At 35.3% G+C, this 17,877-nt stretch carries 16 protein-coding genes and 1 other annotated feature; of the genes, 4 read left to right on the forward strand and 12 right to left on the reverse strand.

Going from position 1 to position 17,877, the window contains the following annotated elements:
- Positions 1 to 714: 714 nt before the first annotated feature.
- A complete protein-coding gene (locus QRE67_RS23690) occupies positions 715 to 2,145 on the reverse strand; it encodes an alanine/glycine:cation symporter family protein (RefSeq protein ID WP_286125367.1) in 1,431 nt (476 codons plus the stop codon).
- 372 nt (positions 2,146 to 2,517) lie between these two features.
- Between QRE67_RS23690 and QRE67_RS23695 the strand changes: the two genes are divergently transcribed.
- Complete coding sequence (locus tag QRE67_RS23695) at positions 2,518 to 3,156, forward strand: NAD(P)-dependent oxidoreductase (RefSeq protein ID WP_286122600.1); 639 nt, start codon at positions 2,518 to 2,520, stop codon at positions 3,154 to 3,156.
- A 47-nt stretch (positions 3,157 to 3,203) separates the two neighbouring features.
- On the opposite strand, the gene QRE67_RS23700 is transcribed toward QRE67_RS23695, so the two are convergent.
- The 4 genes from QRE67_RS23700 to QRE67_RS23715 all read right to left on the reverse strand — a co-directional run bounded on the left by QRE67_RS23700 (position 3,204) and on the right by QRE67_RS23715 (position 7,150).
- The gene (locus QRE67_RS23700) at positions 3,204 to 4,115 is read right to left on the reverse strand and encodes a thioester domain-containing protein (protein ID WP_286122602.1); all 912 of its coding nucleotides are present in this window, start codon (positions 4,113 to 4,115) and stop codon (positions 3,204 to 3,206) included.
- Between the two features lie 155 nt (positions 4,116 to 4,270).
- Positions 4,271 to 4,831 carry a biotin transporter BioY gene (locus QRE67_RS23705; protein WP_286122603.1) on the reverse strand — a complete coding sequence of 187 codons (561 nt, stop codon included), beginning with the start codon at positions 4,829 to 4,831 and terminating at the stop codon, positions 4,271 to 4,273.
- A gap of 155 nt (positions 4,832 to 4,986) precedes the next feature.
- Complete coding sequence (gene pgoN / locus QRE67_RS23710) at positions 4,987 to 5,826, reverse strand: glyoxal/methylglyoxal reductase (protein WP_483298717.1); 840 nt, start codon at positions 5,824 to 5,826, stop codon at positions 4,987 to 4,989.
- A 100-nt stretch (positions 5,827 to 5,926) separates the two neighbouring features.
- Positions 5,927 to 7,150 (reverse strand): MFS transporter, encoded by a 1,224-nt coding sequence (locus tag QRE67_RS23715; RefSeq protein WP_286122606.1) that lies wholly within the window; start codon positions 7,148 to 7,150, stop codon positions 5,927 to 5,929.
- A gap of 481 nt (positions 7,151 to 7,631) precedes the next feature.
- On the opposite strand from QRE67_RS23715, the gene QRE67_RS23720 reads away from it, so the two are divergent.
- From QRE67_RS23720 to QRE67_RS23730, 3 genes are all read left to right on the forward strand, one after another.
- Complete coding sequence (locus tag QRE67_RS23720) at positions 7,632 to 7,979, forward strand: winged helix-turn-helix transcriptional regulator (RefSeq protein WP_286122608.1); 348 nt, start codon at positions 7,632 to 7,634, stop codon at positions 7,977 to 7,979.
- A gap of 484 nt (positions 7,980 to 8,463) precedes the next feature.
- A complete protein-coding gene (locus QRE67_RS23725) occupies positions 8,464 to 8,904 on the forward strand; it encodes a helical membrane plugin domain-containing protein (RefSeq protein ID WP_286122609.1) in 441 nt (146 codons plus the stop codon).
- Between the two features lie 42 nt (positions 8,905 to 8,946).
- Complete coding sequence (locus QRE67_RS23730; protein WP_286122610.1) at positions 8,947 to 10,125, forward strand: NAD(P)/FAD-dependent oxidoreductase; 1,179 nt, start codon at positions 8,947 to 8,949, stop codon at positions 10,123 to 10,125.
- A gap of 119 nt (positions 10,126 to 10,244) precedes the next feature.
- On the opposite strand, the gene tyrS is transcribed toward QRE67_RS23730, so the two are convergent.
- The 7 genes from tyrS to QRE67_RS23765 all read right to left on the reverse strand — a co-directional run bounded on the left by tyrS (position 10,245) and on the right by QRE67_RS23765 (position 17,877).
- On the reverse strand, positions 10,245 to 11,507 hold the full coding sequence (gene tyrS, locus QRE67_RS23735) for a tyrosine--tRNA ligase (RefSeq protein ID WP_286122611.1): 1,263 nt from the start codon (positions 11,505 to 11,507) through the stop codon (positions 10,245 to 10,247).
- Positions 11,508 to 11,591: 84 nt separating this feature from the next.
- Positions 11,592 to 11,814, reverse strand: a binding site (T-box leader).
- 203 nt (positions 11,815 to 12,017) lie between these two features.
- On the reverse strand, positions 12,018 to 12,893 hold the full coding sequence (gene murB / locus QRE67_RS23740; RefSeq protein ID WP_483298718.1) for a UDP-N-acetylmuramate dehydrogenase: 876 nt from the start codon (positions 12,891 to 12,893) through the stop codon (positions 12,018 to 12,020).
- A gap of 698 nt (positions 12,894 to 13,591) precedes the next feature.
- On the reverse strand, positions 13,592 to 14,986 hold the full coding sequence (locus tag QRE67_RS23745) for a DUF4179 domain-containing protein (protein ID WP_286122613.1): 1,395 nt from the start codon (positions 14,984 to 14,986) through the stop codon (positions 13,592 to 13,594).
- Entirely contained in the window at positions 14,956 to 15,516 is a 561-nt protein-coding gene (locus QRE67_RS23750) for a sigma-70 family RNA polymerase sigma factor (RefSeq protein WP_286122614.1), read from the reverse strand. The genes QRE67_RS23745 and QRE67_RS23750 overlap by 31 nt, the downstream gene beginning before the upstream one ends.
- A 127-nt stretch (positions 15,517 to 15,643) precedes the next feature.
- Positions 15,644 to 16,039 carry an SET domain-containing protein gene (locus tag QRE67_RS23755; RefSeq protein WP_286122615.1) on the reverse strand — a complete coding sequence of 132 codons (396 nt, stop codon included), beginning with the start codon at positions 16,037 to 16,039 and terminating at the stop codon, positions 15,644 to 15,646.
- A gap of 246 nt (positions 16,040 to 16,285) precedes the next feature.
- Positions 16,286 to 16,627, reverse strand: coding sequence for a zinc ribbon domain-containing protein YjdM (locus tag QRE67_RS23760; RefSeq protein ID WP_286122616.1), 342 nt, complete (start codon positions 16,625 to 16,627; stop codon positions 16,286 to 16,288).
- Between the two features lie 383 nt (positions 16,628 to 17,010).
- Positions 17,011 to 17,877, reverse strand: a complete 867-nt coding sequence (locus tag QRE67_RS23765) for a DUF4097 family beta strand repeat-containing protein (protein WP_286122617.1) — start codon at positions 17,875 to 17,877, stop codon at positions 17,011 to 17,013.

Below are 17,877 nucleotides of genomic sequence, written 5' to 3' on the forward strand. Positions count from 1 at the left end.
AATACTATTTACTTTAAACTGTAACCTAAAATAAGTAAGCGATTACATAAATTGCAATTTATAATTAGTAGTCTCTTCTTCTCTACTCGATTTAAAGTATGAAAATGATACCACCCACAATCAAATTGTAAGCGTTACCTTTAAGAAATGCAACATAATTTTTCAAAAAATAGTATGTAAAATTCTCCCTCTCGACTCCCCTTAGATTCCCCTTCACAATCCGGTTCTTGCTATGCCTACTGGATACCCAAAAAAGCAATGAACACATTGCTTTTTTCACTGCTCTCACGAACCAAATATATAGGTAATCCAAGAAGACAAACGTTCATTGTTAGAAGTTTCACTTTATAACATAACACCAACGATAATCGCTGATATATAAATACAAATTAAAAAACCGACATAAAACCCTTCTTTTTAGGTGGGAGAGAGCATCCGGCCATGCATAGAAGCGGTCAGATCCTTTTCCTGCCCAGACATAGTGAAAACAAAGAGAGAAAACGAGTCCAGGTCACCTTTTGTTATCCATAGCCGCGGCTATATGTCGAAAAATCAAAATGGATTTATATAGAATACTTACTAATGTCGCACTGTATACAAGCCTTAATCCAAATGAAGAAACAACATTCGATTAGTTTTCATCAATAGCATAAAAAACTTTTGAAATAACAAAAACGAGTATCAGGCTCATCCTGATACTCGTCTATACTTCAATTATCCTACTTGTTTTTCGCTTTCTACCGCAGAATCTTCCCAGCACTCTGTGTTTTTCAAGCCTGGAATAGAGCTTGCATGGAAGACAGGATCTTTTCCTTGTTTCTTTTGCTTCAAATAGTCTGCTAAAGCTGCATATGCAAATCTACCAAGAAGTGTAATCGCAATTAAGTTCGTAATAACCATAAAGCCCATAAATAAATCAGCTAGGTCCCAAACAATTTGTACCGTTGCGATAGATCCAAACATTACCATCCCAACTACTGCAAAACGATACATTGTTAACCATGTCTTGCTTCTTTGAATAAATTCAATATTTGTTTCACCATAATAGTAGTTTCCTAGTAATGAGCTGAAAGCAAATAAGAAAATAATAATTGCTAAGAAGCTGCTTGCCCAAGCCCCAATTTGTGAACTTAAAGCTGCTTGCGTTAGCTCAATCCCTGTTAAATTTGATGCTTTATACGCGCCAGAGCACAATACGATAAACGCTGTCGATGTACATACTAAGAATGTATCTACTAATACACCAATTGTTTGAATAAATCCTTGCTTAGCAGGGTGTGTCACATCAGCTGTTGCCGCCGCATTCGGTGCACTCCCCATACCAGCTTCATTCGCAAATAGGCCACGTTTAATACCCATCATAATTGCGGCACCAACGCCGCCTCCCACCGCTTCTTTAAAACCAAATGCATTCATAAAGATTTCTGTAAACACGTCTGGAAGTAACGCAAAGTTTTTAATAACAACAAAAACAGCTACGGCAATATAAATTAATGCCATTGGTGGCACGATTAATTCTGAAATACGTGCGATACTTTTCACACCGCCAAAAATAACAATTGCAATTAATACAGATACTACGATTCCTACAACGTAACGCTCAATACCAAATGCATTTTTGAAGGCAAGTGTAATTGTATTTGCTTGTACTGCGTTAAAAATAAGTCCATAACTAATTGTAATTAAAATAGAGAATAAAATTCCCATCCAGCGTTTATTTAAACCTTTTTCCATATAATACGCTGGACCACCACGGAATCCACTTCCATCTTTTATTTTATAAATTTGAGCTAACGTACTCTCTACAAAGCTTGAAGATGCTCCAACAATAGCAATCACCCACATCCAAAAGACTGCTCCTGGACCACCCATAGAAATCGCTAGTGCTACCCCTGCTAAGTTTCCGATCCCAATGCGGGCCGCCGAACTCATGCAGAAAGCTTGGAAAGAAGAAACACTTCCCTTTTTGCGTGTCTTCCCTGTTAATCCATCACCCATTAAACGTACCATTTCCCCTAGATGACGAATCTGTACAAAATTCAATTTAAAAGAAAAATAGAGCCCTAGGCCAATTAACATTGCAATAAGAATATAAGACCAAAGAATTGTATTCGTTACCTCAACGAATTTTTCTAAAATGCCTATCATATTGTAACCTCCCTTTCCACTTCCATAAGTTGAATTATATTCAAAAAACATTCAAAAATCAACAATTTCCGACAGAACCTGACTTCCAAATGTTAGATTTTCTAACATCGCTATGTAACTTTATGAAATAAACAAATAAAATAACATTTTTTGAAGTAACCATTTCACGCTTCAAAAATACTCTTTTTTACTTATAAAATAAGGCATACTACATAATAATTACATTTTTAAACAAACCAATTGACAAAAACCAATTATGTAACTAGAATGGTTACAACAGGTTGTGGAAAAACTGACCAAATATATCTATTCACTTTTATTCATACATTTTAAAAAATCTATTCTATAGAAAACTCGGAGGGATTACTGATGAAAATCGGAATTATTGGAGCAAGCGGAAAAGCTGGAAGTCGTATTATGAAAGAAGCACTTGATAGAGGTCATGAAGTAACTGCAATCGTGAGAAGTGCATCAAAAATTACAGAAGCTAATGTAAATGTTTTAGAAAAAGATGTATTCAATCTAACTGCAGATGATCTTCAAGCATTTGATGTTGTAGTGAACGCATTCGGTGCTCCTGCTGGTAAAGAACATCTTCATGTCGATGCAGGAAATGTATTAATTGAAGCAATGAAAGGTACTCCTAATACAAAATTAGTTGTTGTTGGCGGAGCAGGAAGCTTATTTGTAGATGAAGCAAAAACAACACGCGTATTTGACACACCAGGTTTCCCAGTAGAATACCTTGCAACTGCTCAAAACCAAGGAAAGAACTTAGAAATTTTACAACAAACAGACGAAATCAATTGGACATTCATTAGCCCTTCTGCATTGTTCGCACTTGGAAAACGCACTGGGTCTTACAAAGCAGGAAAAGATCACCTTCTTGTTAACGCAAAAGGCGATAGCTATGTAAGTTACGAAGATTATGCTGTAGCTACGCTCGACGAAATTGAAAATCCAAAACACGTTAACGAACGCTTCACAGTTGTATCAGAAGCTGAATAATTAAAAGATAAAATAAAAAGTGCTGGCATTTGCCAGCACTTTTTATTTTATCTTTTATACGGTGTAGATGGCTTGTTTGGTTTTTGCGGAACTTCGACAGTTTTCCAACTTACCGCTAACTCCGGACTTGTTTTCTCTTCTCCTCGTTCCAACAGAAGAACCGCATCTTGAATCGTTTCTGTTCCCTTATAAGCAATCCCTTGCAATTTCGTTAAATTCCCTAGTACCTTAAAGTTAAATTCACCGGATTTCGTTGCCTTTGGAATTAAAACACGGAACTTTTCTCCTACATTGAATTGTGTTTTCGCTTCACCATTTTCATTCACAAACTTTACGCCTTCAGGTGCACCAGTTGCTTGCACTTGGTACGTTCCCTTTTTCGCATTTGTTTGTACAGTATATAAACCTGTTTCAAAGAACTCATCTTTCAGTACAGCTTCTTGTTTTTCTGCTGGAGATACACTCATCGTGATCTCTTGTACTTCTTCACTGCTTGCCGCTTTTGCAACAATATCATTCACTACTTTTTCTACATTTTTATTACGATGTTCTAAATCATTTACGTCAATTTGTTTTAACGCATTCCATACCGCAAGTTGCGTTGCATAGTGAGCCTCTCTCCAATCAGATACTCCTAACTCCTGTGGACTTTTTTGTGGATATCCATTTAATAACACTCGGTATACCCCAATGTCCACTTTCCCCATCTCAGGTAAATCCTGCCCGCTTGGTGACTTCAAAAAAACATCTAAGCAATAAGCTATTTTTCCATCTGCTGTTTTAATGAGTTCTGTTCGAATTGGCTTCTTTAACGATTTACTATAACTCCAATCCATTTGGTATTTTGTATGATCCATTACTTCTGCCCATGCTTTTTGCATTGGGAACAGTAAGTTTACAAAAACAAATAACACGCTCAATAAGGCAATCAACAGCTTATACGATTGTTTTACATTCATGTTTACAACCCCTTACATTATGATTAAACATAACGAATTTACTACGTATAGTATCTAGTTAAGGGGCTTTTTTATGCGTTATTGTTGATAAGACATTTTTTAACAGTACACATAAAAAAAGCATAAATTGACCCAATTTATGCTTTTTACATCATTTAGTTTCCTTGCAATATAAGCCTAGAACGTACTAATGCTTCTCTCACTTTAATACCAATCCAAGCCGCTAAAGCAGCCTTTATTACACCTACAATTATAAAAGGAACAAAACCACCCATAAATGCAGCTTGCCAACTTAAAGACGCTACATATTTTAAAAATACTGTCCCAATAGATAATGTCACAAACATCCCTAAAATATTAGCCATTAACGAATTCCAAAATGTAAGCTTTGTTTTTTCTGTTACAAAACCAATTAAAAAGGTAGCCGGGATAAATGCTAATAAAAAACCACCTGTAGGTCCAAACAAAACTGATAAGCCCCCGCTAAATCCTGCATAAACAGGAATCCCTGTCGCTCCAATTAAAACATATACTAATACAGATAAAGTGCCATAACGCGAACCTAAAATGGTCGCTGTAAGACCAATCGCTAACGTCTGTCCAGTTATCGGAACGAGAGGCAATGGAATTGTAACTTGCGCAAGAATACCGGTAATAGCCGCAAATAATGCTGTAACAATTAACATACGAAAACGATTTGTTTGATGACTATTCATGTGTTTCTCCCCATATACTCTAGATTTTTTATATTATAAATTAAAGATATCTTATTCTTGATAGAGAGTAAATGTTTTTTGTGTGAATATTTAGTTTTTTATTATACATACAAAAAGAGCGTAAACACGAATTTACGCTCTTTTTGTACGTTCTATTAAAAATCAAAGTTATCTGGATCTGGACCAACGCGGTGATTTTGGTTCAAAGCATCTATTTGTTCCATATCTTCTTTTGTTAATTCGAAATCAAATATGCTTGCATTTTCAATAATGCGGTGTTCTTTTGTAGATTTTGGAATGGTTACAACTTCATTTTGCAAGTCCCAACGTAGAATAACTTGAGCAATTGATTTTCCATACTTATTTGCCACTTCTTGTAGTGCAGGATTATCTAATAGCTGCCCTTGCATAAGCGGAGACCAGGCTTGCATTTGAATGCCTTGTTCCTTACAAAAAGCTTGCAATTCCTTTTGCGTCAAACGCGGATGATATTCGACTTGGTTTATCATTGGTTTCATTTCTGCATCTTGCATGACGTCCTGTAAATGATGAATTTGGAAATTACTCACTCCAATTGCACGTACTCGCCCTTCCTTATAAAGTGTCTCTAGCGCTCTCCATGTTTCTTTATATTTCCCTTCTACAGGCCAATGAACAAGGTATAAATCTAAATACTCTAATCCCATTTTTTCTAAACTTTCCTCATACGCTGCTAATGTTGCTTCATACCCTTGATCCGCATTCCAAACTTTCGAAGTAACAAATAACTCTTCTCTTGAAATCCCTGCTTCTTTTATACCTTCTCGAATTCCTTGTCCGACTGCTTTTTCATTGCCATAAATAGCTGCTGTATCAATACTACGATACCCTTGTTTAATTGCTGTTTTGACCGCATGTACAAGTTCTGGACCTTCTTCCACTTTAAATACACCCAAGCCAAACCAAGGCATTTTTACGTCGTTATGCAATGTTGTTGTATCCTGTAAATTATTCATCATAATAGTAAGTTCTCCTCTTTCATTATTTAATTCTTATAATATAATTAAATGTTATTATCAAAACTTTTATTCAATTCTTTTACAACTGAGAGTCTTGTTAACGTGTTGCTGTTTCTTGATCTTTTTTCTCTAATCTCATGCTCCATGCTGATAAAACAACTGCGCCTACTACCATAATAGCTCCTACCCATGCGGTATGAATTAATCCTAAAGAGTCGGTTACAACACCACCTAAGTAAGCACCGAGGGCAATCCCAGCATTAAATGCAGCGATATTAATTGCAGACGCAACATCTACAGCACTTGGAACGAAACGCTCTGCCAATATAACAACATATACCTGTAATCCAGGAACATTCATAAATGCAAATAGTCCCATCAAGATAATAGTAATCAGACCTGCCACTTTAAACGGGGCTGTAAAGGTTAATACAAACAATACAATTGCTTGTATGAAAAACATAAAGAATAAGGATCGAATTGGATTACGGTTGGATAGCTTTCCGCCAATAATATTCCCGATTGCAATCGCAATACCGTATACCAATAAGATGATTGTAACCGTTCCTGCTTTAAAGCCTGTAACTTCTTGTAGTAATGGAGATAAATACGTAAACGTTACGAATGTACCTCCATATCCTAATGCTGTAATAATGAACACAAGAAGTAATCGACCGTTTGTTACAATTTTTAATTGATCACGAAATGATGCTGATGCACCTTTTCGTAAATTAGATGGAATCAATATACTGTTTGCCACTAAGGCAACGATTCCAATTGCAACGATGACCATGAAAGAAGCTCTCCAACCAAACTGTTGTCCAATGAATGTACCAATTGGTACACCCGTTACTGTTGCAACTGTTAAACCAGTAAACATAATCGCAATTGCACTAGCGCGCCTGTCTTCTGGTACAAGGTCAGCTGCAATGGTAGAACCAATCGACATAAATACACCATGTGAAAATGCCGATATCACTCGCGCTACAAGTAACACGCCAAAACTTGTTGCCATAGCTGCGATACTATTGCCGATAATAAACACAATCATAATCCACATTAATAACGTTTTACGTGACATACTAGCTGTTAAAGATGTTAATACCGGAGCACCAAACGCTACTCCTAACGCATATAAAGAAACTGTTAAACCAGCTGTTGTAACGGAAACATGTAAATCACTTGCTATAGATGGTAGCAAACCTACACTTATGAATTCAGTTGTACCAATTCCAAAAGCACTAATTGCTAATGCCAATAAAGCTAATATACTTCTTCTATCTGTTTGAGAATTTGAAGAAGATACGATATATGAACCCAAACGAATACCTCCTTAATATAAGAAAACCTATAATAACAGCATGATAAAGTGAAACTTTGATCAGTGGTTGAACCAATCGGGCTTTTACGGGCAGTTTCCTCCACCTAACTTCTTTGCTTCTTGCTGAACTTTGAGATAGGGGGTCTTACTGCCCGTTAATGCGGGATAAAAAGGCCTTTTTATCTTCGAATCCAAACAGCTCCTACCGCTCGTAAATGCTATTATGAATGGTTTCATTCTTTTTAGAAAGAACGCACTTTTAAGTGCTATAGGTACTAAAAAGTAACTTAGATACTTTTTAGTACCGTACTACTCTCTTTCCTCTTACCTATGCTATTATGAAATAGATTCATCCTAAGAACTAGTACGTACTTTAAAGTACGATAGGCACTAAAAAGTAACTTAGAGATCTTTATGTACATGAATGCAGCTTCTTTTGTTGACCTAGTTACACAAAGATTCATCAAAAGGAGGTTTTATTATGAAGCAATATAATATTCCTGTAGAAGCAACCCTAGAGGTTATTGGTGGAAAATGGAAAGTGGTCATTCTTTGCCACTTAACAAAGGGAACGAAACGTACAAGCGAATTAAAACGTTTAATGCCTGGGATTACGCAAAAGATGTTAACACAGCAGTTACGGGAGTTAGAGGTAGATGGTGTCATACAAAGACAGGTATACAATCAAGTTCCGCCCAAAGTTGAATACTCTCTTACCGATTATGGTTGGTCTTTAGAAGCAATCCTTGATTCGCTTTGCTCTTGGGGCGAATGTCATCTTGAAAAACAAGGGAATTTATCCATGCTTATGACGCAAGTAGATAAATAAAAAAGCTACAAAATGAAAAGCTAACCATCATCATGATTAGCTTTTCATTTTTTATTTTATTGATATAATAGGCATATCATCCTATTCATTTGCATAAGTCAAAATCTTAGAAATCATTTTTATGTTAACCTGAGTTTATATAGTATATAATATATAATGTATGTTATAAAAACCTTCCCGGTTAAGGAGGGTCCCAGTTTATAGACAACTTCTTTTACAGGACAAGTCCATAAGCTACAGGTAAGAAATCATGATTTTGAATTTATTATTTCAGATTAGGTGATTTTTTATAGCTCCTTCAAATAGGACATCATGAATCATTCACTACCAATAGTAAGTTTAAAAGTTATTATTTGTAAAACTTTGTGTAAAGTTTCGCAAATTTTCTCGATTCCTTTCATATCGAGAAATCTTACCTCCCATCAGGGATAATGTTTTATTCCCAAAAATACAGAAGCATTGCTATCGTAAAGGAGAATTGGAGATGTCAGAAACAATCACTCAAACAAAGCCTGAACAAGAATCATTACAACTTTCTGCTAGCCAGGGACAACTTGATGTACTTGATCAGTTATTAAAACCTGAGGTTCAGGAGTCCTTAACAGCCTTAGTAGAACAGCTTCCAAAATTGACTGAGCTTGTAAATGTTTTAACTAAGTCTTATGACTTCGCTCAAGCAGTCGCTACTGATGAAGTCTTAAAAAATGATACAGTTGGAGCGATCCAAGAAATTGTAGAACCTGTAAAAGACACTGTGAAAACTATCGCAGCAACTGCTATTGAAGCGAAGGATCGTGCTGAGGTAAGCACTGACGTAATCGGTCTATTTGGTCTGTTAAAAATGCTAAAAGACCCACAGGCACAGAAGCTATTTCGCTTTGTAAACGCTTACCTTCAAATCACTGCAGAACGTGATAATAAATAGTTCTTACTTACATTACTATTAGTAAAGACGGGAGATATAATAATGTCAAAACAAATTGTCATCTTAGGCGCTGGTTATGGCGGACTCCTAGCCGCTTTAAACATTCGCAAACACTTAAGTAAATCTGAAGCACAAGTTACTGTGATCAACCAATATCCAACACATCAAATCATCACAGAACTACATCGCCTTGCAGCAGGAAACGTTTCTGAACAAGCTATCGCAATGCCGCTTGAGAAACTTTTCAAAGGCCTTGATATTGATCTTAAGATCGCAACAGTTGATTCATTTTCAGTAGATAAAAAAGAAGTGAAACTAGCAGGTGGCACTACTTTAACATATGATGCTCTTGTAGTTGGATTAGGAAGTAAAACAGCTTACTTCGGTATTCCAGGACTAGAAGAAAATAGCATGGTATTAAAATCTGCAAATGATGCAAACAAAATTTATAAGCATATTGAAGATCGTATTCGTGAATATGCAAAAACAAAAAATGAAGCTGATGCTACTATCTTAATCGGCGGCGGTGGATTAACTGGTGTTGAGCTAGTTGGTGAACTTGCTGATATTATGCCTAAGCTTGCGAAAAGCCACGGTGTAAATCCGAAAGAAGTAAAACTATTACTTGTAGAAGCAGGTCCAAAGATCCTTCCAGTTTTACCAGATCATTTAATTGAACGTGCAACTACTAGCTTAGAAGCACGCGGTGTTAAATTCTTAACTGGTCTTCCTGTAACAAATGTTGCAGGCAATGTAATCGATTTAAAAGATGGACAAAAAATCATTGCAAATACGTTCGTTTGGACAGGTGGCGTACAAGGTAATCCGTTAATTGGCGAATCAGGTCTTGAAGTAAATCGTGGCCGTGCAACTGTTAACGAATACCTTCAATCTACTTCTCATAAAGACGTATTCGTTGCAGGCGACAGTGCTGTTGTCTTCGGTCCAGAAGGTCGTCCATACCCACCTACTGCACAAATTGCTTGGCAAATGGGCGAACTTATCGGCTACAACTTATACGCATACCTAGAAGGCAAATCGTTTGAAGAGTTTGCACCAGTAAACTCTGGAACACTTGCAAGCCTAGGTCGTAAAGATGCAGTTGCTACAATTGGAGCAAGTTCAACTCCACTTAAAGGGCTTCCAGCATCTCTAATGAAAGAAGCAAGTAACGTTCGTTACTTAACACATATTAAAGGACTATTCAGCTTAGCTTATTAATCTGAACTGTAACCCGAATAATGGAATCCATTATTCGGGTTTTTTATTTGTTTTCACCCGCTAACACTACAAAAAAGAAGAGTAACCAATCGTTACTCTTCTCTCATGCAAATATTACTTTATTCTCCTAATTTCACTAGGCTGTATTTCTTTTTCCCTTTACGGATAATAATAAATCTGCCATCGAATGAGTTTTCCACTGTTACGTCTGTGTTTACATCATTCACTTTTTCACCATTCATAGAGATAGCCCCGTTATTAATATCTTCTCGAGCTTGACGTCTAGATGGCTCAATCCCTAAATCCACTAGCCACTCTACAATATTTTTTGTTTCTTTTGAAGCATGGAAAGTAGGCATATTTTTAAATCCTTGCTCAATTTCATCTGCTGTTAATGATTTGATATCTCCACTAAATAATGCTTGTGTAATTTTTACAGCTTGTACAAACGCTTCTTCACCGTGAACAAATTTTGTCATTTCTTCTGCTAATACTTTTTGTGCTTCACGTTTATGAGGCTCTGTTTGAACCTTACCTTCTAGTTCATCAATCACATCTTTCGTTAAGAATGTGAAGAATTTCAAGTATTTAATTACATCACGATCATCTGAATTCACCCAGAATTGGTAGAATTCAAACGGTGTTGTTTTCTTAGGGTCTAACCAGACTGCTCCACCTGCTGATTTACCAAACTTTGTGCCATCTGATTTTAATAGTAATGGAATCGTTAATCCGAATACTTTCGCTTCTGGGCCTTCTTTTTTACGAATTAAATCTAAACCACTCGTAATATTTCCCCACTGATCACTACCACCAATTTGTAGTTGTACGTCTTCTTCTTTGTATAAATGATGGAAATCCATAGATTGTAAAATTTGATATGCAAACTCTGTAAATGAAATTCCACTATCTAAACGGCTTGCTACAATATCCTTTGCTAACATACTATTCACACTAAAGTTTTTACCGTAGTCACGTAAGAAGTCGATGACATTTATTTTATGTGTCCAGTCGTAGTTGTTTACCATTTTCACTTCACTATTGCCGCCAAAATCGAATAGCTTTTTCATTTGTGCTGTTAGTGCATCAACATTATCTTGCACTTGTTCTAATGTTTGTAATTGGCGTTCAGTTTGACGTCCACTTGGATCACCAATCGTTCCTGTTGCTCCCCCGATTAAGATAACAGGATGATGTCCAGCTAATTGAAAACGTTTCATCATCATAAATGGAATTAAGTGTCCAATATGCATACTGTCACCAGTTGGATCAACACCACAGTACAAGGAAATCTTTTTCTCTTCTACTAATTTACGTAATCCTTCTGCATCTGTCTGTTGGTTAATGGCATCGCGCCAGTCTAATTCATCAATAATATTCATGTTTATCCAGCTCCTTTAATTTGCAAATTCCTTATAATTCAAATGAATGCTGATACATATAAAAGTCCCTATGTCTATATTAGACATAGGGACGATTTTTAACCGTGTTACCACCCAAATTGTATGAATAGCGCTACAAGCACACATTCATACCACTCTTAGCAATAGTATCGATTGCTACTCCGCTTAGCATTACCTAAGATACTCGAGAGTGTAATTCACAAGTTTGTTTGTGCTAGGTTGCATCAACCCCTAGCTTTCTTGATAACAGTGACAAACTGCTACTGGGCTCTTTCAACGTATATTATGTATAATATTATAGTCATTATATTGAATTAAAATATTATTGTCAATTACATACAGACCTATTTCAAAGCAATTCTTATTTCCATAATAGCCAACGCAATCTTATTCTGCTAGAGACCTAAATACACAATTGTGATAGTCATGATACGGTTACTTACATTCATCCATTTGCGATGTTGTCATCATTTTTCCTGAACAATCGAATCAGTCTTCACCGATTACTTTTACTTCTGTTTCTAATGTCACTCCGAATTTTTCTTGAACCGTCTTTTGAACAAAGTGAATTAAATCCACGTAATCCTGTGCTGTTCCATTATCAACGTTCACCATAAACCCGGCATGCTTTTCCGAAACTTGCACACCACCGATTTTTGTTCCTTGCAGTCCGCTGTCTTGAATGAGTTTCCCAGCGAAGTGATTAGGCGGTCGCTTGAAAACACTCCCGCACGATGGATACTCTAATGGTTGTTTTGTTTCTCTAAGATAAGTAAGATCATCCATCTTTCCTTTAATATCTTTATCGATACCACTTGCAAGTTCAAAAGTCGCTTCCAGTATAATGTAATGATTGTTTACAAACGTACTTTTACGATAACCAAAATCAAAGTCGTCTCTTGATAAATCGTATAACTCACCTTCGTTTGTCATTACAATAGCTTTTGTTAATACATGCGCAATCTCACCACCATACGCACCTGCATTCATATACAGTGCACCCCCGACAGTTCCAGGTATCCCACAGGCAAATTCAAGTCCTGCTAAACTGTGTTCTAACGCGGCTCTCGATACATCAATAATCGCTGCACCACTTTGTGCTGTAATTGTATGCTCCGTCACAGTAATCTTTTTTATGTTGATTAAGCTTAATGTGATTCCACGAATTCCACCATCTTTTATAATGACATTGGATCCGTTCCCTAAAAACGTAAGTGGAATGTTGTATTCAGTAGCATATTGTACAACACCTTGAATTTCAGCATATGTAGAAGGTGTCACAAAGATATCAGCTTTTCCTCCTACTTTTATATACGTATGTTTTTTTAAAGGTTCGTTCTTTTTTATGTTTTCTTTTGATAGCATTTTCTGTAAATGTTTATACACTACATGAATATCCATAATATATTTCCTCTATTTCTACTAAATAATTATTTTGAAAAAGTATCATCCTGTATTATCTTCTATACTATAGGGAGCTCGAACAAATTTAAAGCAATCCACTTATCCTCTTCGAACTATTTCACCCATTCATCTAATGTGGCAAATATAATTTCATCTTGTAAACATTGTTGAAAAGAGACAGATAGTTACTTATCGTATAGATTCGCCAGCATAGTTAAGCAAGCTTCAATACGGATATCTCCCTATTTACGTTTCATATAAAAGCACTTAAATATTATACAGCTTATTTTTACACTTTATAAAGTTTATACTCATATTAAATTATAATTTTTTTAAGAAAGCAATGCAAAAAAAATATATGACACAACGAAAGAAAATTTATCCTCTCATTAACGGACATTAATAGCTTCACCTTAAAGTTCTGCAAGAAATAAAGAAGCTAGTTGAGGGCTAAACTGCCCATAAACGCCTGATTGGTGAGGGATGGATCCCCACTAATCAAAATTTCACTTTATCGTAACACCTTTGAATGAGTTGAATATAACTACCCACTCTTTTCTGTTGCAAAGAAATTTCATATTGTATGCCAGTTGTTTAAAGGAGTGTGAAGTAAGCACAAAAGGATGCCTCCTTATATGTTAAGGGCATCCTTTTTCATATTATTTTAATTGAATTTTGACTGGTCGCAATGACTTTTCAGGATGATATGGTGACATTCCTATATCTAATACATAATTCTTTAAACTAAAATTCTTCACACCATATTCCCCATCTAACTTAAATGTCGCTTGGAATTGTAACTTTTCCTTATTCAATACCTTTACATCGCAGCCCTTTATAACATGACCAATTGGTGCAAATTCTTTATCCAAATATGAAGAATCCTTCAAATTCATAACTTCTCCGTAATTTATCAATTCGTCCATAGATTTATGTTTTGTATCAACATTTTGAAGTGTATATTGCACAATTAATCGCTGTTTTTTATGCTGAATTTTATTAACGATCATCTTCAAATCACTACGAGTACTTTGTATTTCAAATGGTGTCTTTTTATTTAAGGCCTGAATAGATGTTTTTTCAGACAATCGCACATTTGGATGTAGCGTAATAAATTTCGAACCCACTGGAATTTTCCCAAAAATAGATCTTTCATCAGATTCTATCTGATTTCCGACTTTTTCTCTTCCAAATTCAATACCTGACGTTTTAAAATCTATTTCATTTCCCTTATCATCAGTCACTTTTCCAATTCTCGCTAAATCATTCTCCCCTATAAGCGGATAAATTGCTTTATAGTCGATTGCAATTGATTCTTTTCCAACTGTAATCTTTTCAAAGTTGAATGTATGTTCTTTATCTTCACTACTTATGGATTGGTGGGGGTTAATGATTTTATTTTCTAATTGTTGCACTGGAATATCAAATTTCCAAGTCCCTTTTGTGTCCCCGATAGATGTAATGGTAATTGGTAACGTTGTATTTCGTGGAAGCTCTTTTTCTGGATAATCAATGTGAATATTCCCAAACCAACCGTCTTTTGTTATTTTTCCATCAAATGAAGCTGCACTCATCCATTTCGGACTCCCATCAACAAGCTTAAAATCATAATAAAAATCCCTACCAGAATTATTTCTTATCACTACTTGATCTGGATTATCTACTTTAAATGTAACGCCAATTCTACCACCATCATAATACACACTGTTCATCGTTACGCTAATCCCATTGCTCACCGCTTGCTGATTTAATTCTGTTACAAGCTTACTTGCCGATAAATTTTGACCAATTGTATCATGAAAATGCGAATAAATTTTCCCGATAATCGGAACTTCCGCCAATACACGGCTCATTTGTGGAAACACAAATCCAGAGCCTAGTACACCTATACATATTGAAGCTGCAGTTAACAAAGCAATTTTTCTTCTCTTATATATCTTTTTAACTGGTTTTTCTGCCTTTGCCCTAGCAATTCCTTTTTGTATACTCATATTCAGTTCTTGTTTCGGTACATCAATTTTATTTATTTCGTCATCAAACCACTGTTTATCCAATTCTCATCACTCCCCCCTAATAATTTTTTTAGAGCCTTTCTCGCTCGGTGCAAATATGTCTTTACCGTTCCCTCTGGTATATTCATTTGCCAAGCAATTTGATTGATTGGAAGATCATAATAATAATATAAAATGATTGCTGTTTGATAATTTTCATCCAACCTTTGAATTGCTCCCTGCAAATCAATATGTTGCTCAATTTGATGTAACTTGTTAGGCATCGCCTCATATGCATCGGCTTCTCTTCCATCTTCTATCTTCTTCACTTTTTTCTTCTCACCTAATAGCTGATAGGCATTATGTATAAGAATACGTGTCAACCATGTCAAAAAATAGTTTGGTTTCTGTAACTGTTCTATGGATGAATACGCGTTGTACACTGTTTCTTGTACAACGTCTAGTGCATCCTCTTTATTCTGTACATACATATAAGCAGTACGGTACAACCTGTCTTGATGTAGACTAATAAGCTGTTCAAAAGCTACATCGTCACCTTTTCTCGCTTTTTTAACTAATTTTATCTCGTCCATCGTATCCCTCCTTCCATTTATTAGATAGCCTACATAGCTATTTGGTTTCAACAATTTATATTTTTTTCAAAGTTTTTACTGCATACAAAAGAGCACATCCAATAGAATGTGCTCTTTACATACTTTATTACTTATCGTTTTCTTCTTTTTCCTTATCAAACCATAATAACTCATCGTCATCAACCTCACCATTATAGTTGATGAGTATCTCTTCTCCTGCTTTTATATCCTTGTAAGCAAAGAAGTTAAACGTATGATTCTCAAAAACGATTTCATACGTCGCATTCGGCTTATAGGAGTGGTTAAACAGCATGCCGTATCCTAAAAGGATTGCAGTATGATTCACCCCATACTCGAATGCGTAGTCAGCAAGTAACGTTTTCTCTATGAAAACATGCTCTTCATTCGGGTAAGAAATAACTGGCGCTGCGTGTATAAGTTCGCCTTTTTTTATATCGCGCGTTGCAAATACGCCTCTATTGAATTCTCCATCGCTGAGCGTGGAAGTCTTTATCTCAATCATATTAGTCACCTATACATTTCTTTCTATGAAGTATTTTATCTTCTTAAGCTTGGCAGATAGTGAGGAGAAAAGCAATGGATTAATTTGCAATGCAAACAGATAGAACAATTCTGTCTTGTCCTTTATGATAAATAATTCTGAGAAAACGTATTCTTACATACAAAAAAAGGAAGCGTAAACCTGCATTTTATGCAAAGTTATGCTTCCTTTTATAATTTTTCTGCGATCATCTATAAACGTTTCACTTTATGCCTTTTTAACAAATTCAGATTTTAATTTCATAGCTCCGAAACCATCAATTTTGCAATCAATATCATGATCTCCATCTACTAAACGAATGCTTTTTACTTTTGTACCAATTTTTACAACTAATGAAGTTCCTTTTACTTTAAGATCTTTGATTACTGTTACAGAATCACCATCGTTTAAAACATTTCCATTTGCATCTTTAACAACTTTTGTATCTTCACTATTTTCAGTTTCTGATGCTAAAGTCCACTCATGCGCACATTCTGGGCAAACGAAAAGACTTCCATCTTCGTAAGTGTATTCTGAATTACATTTTGGGCAATTTGGTAAATTAGACATGATTTTATTTCCTCCACTCGTTATCATTAATTCTAATATACAAGAATTATTTTCAATTTCCGTTTTACAACTTCGTAAGAATAGCAATTACGAACTTGAAATTCACAAAAAAACTATAAGGTGCTCCTTATATGCTTATATACTGCCATAGTCTTCTCATATTGACAACCCTTCCTCCGACCCCCATTTAATTCCTCAATTTTTTCTTTTCAAAACGCTCTCTTACGGCTCTCTGCTCACATTCTAAACCTTCAAGTAACTTGAAGAGCAAGAGAACAGTAAAAACGCATTTTGTCTCATAATAGTTTTTTTCTCTGTTTTTTGATATCTATTTTAAAGACCTTATTTTATTTGTCCAATTTAGTGTTAACATACCATAATTATTACTTTACATTTATAACTCCATCTTTGCTTAAGAGCTCCAATTTATTTGATGCATCACCAATCGTACCTTCTTTTGATTTTTCAGTATTTGTTTTTTTCTTAAAGCTATCTAAATCAACTGTTATATCAGATGAATCACTGTTAGCAGTAAGCTTTAATGAAGTGGGAGCTTTTTTATAAGATACAGAGATATCTCCTGACTTTGTTTCTACAAATAATGACTTTCCTTCTTTTACGCCTTTGATCGATACTTCACCATCTGTTGAAGTAATTTTCATCTTAGGACTAGTCACACTTGTAAGATAGTTATCACCGGTATTGGAATCTACAGTTAATTCCTTTAACGAACTATCTTTCAAACTTAATTCCCCATCTTTTGAGGTAAACTTACCTTTGACTGCTGACAGTCCTTCAATCTTTTCAGCACCAGAGTCGTTTGAAATTACAATGTTTTTAGTCGTTACATCATTCATTTTTATATCACCAAAGCTATTATTCAATGTAATCGTATCAACTTCATTATTTGGGATAGAAATATAGATCGTACCTTTCTTTCCAAAACTGAATCCTTCAAAAATCCCCTTTTGGTCTTTCTGATTCACTTCAATTTTCTTCCCATCATTTGTAATTGTTACAGGATCGTTCTTCTTGTCTTTTTGTTTTCCTTCAACTTCGATTGTTATTTTTTTTGATTTTGTATTTTTGAACTCAATATCCCAAGATTCGTTATTTATCTCTACTTCTTCAATACGATCTACTTCAAAGGAATTTTTTTTTTCAAAACTCTTCGCTCCTACTCCTTTGATGCTAAAAACTAATCCACCAATTACAATTAATGCAGTAGAAGCTAATATGATTTTTTTCAA

It is taken from the genome of Bacillus sp. DX3.1, assembly GCF_030292155.1.
Classification (GTDB): Bacteria; Bacillota; Bacilli; order Bacillales; family Bacillaceae_G; genus Bacillus_A.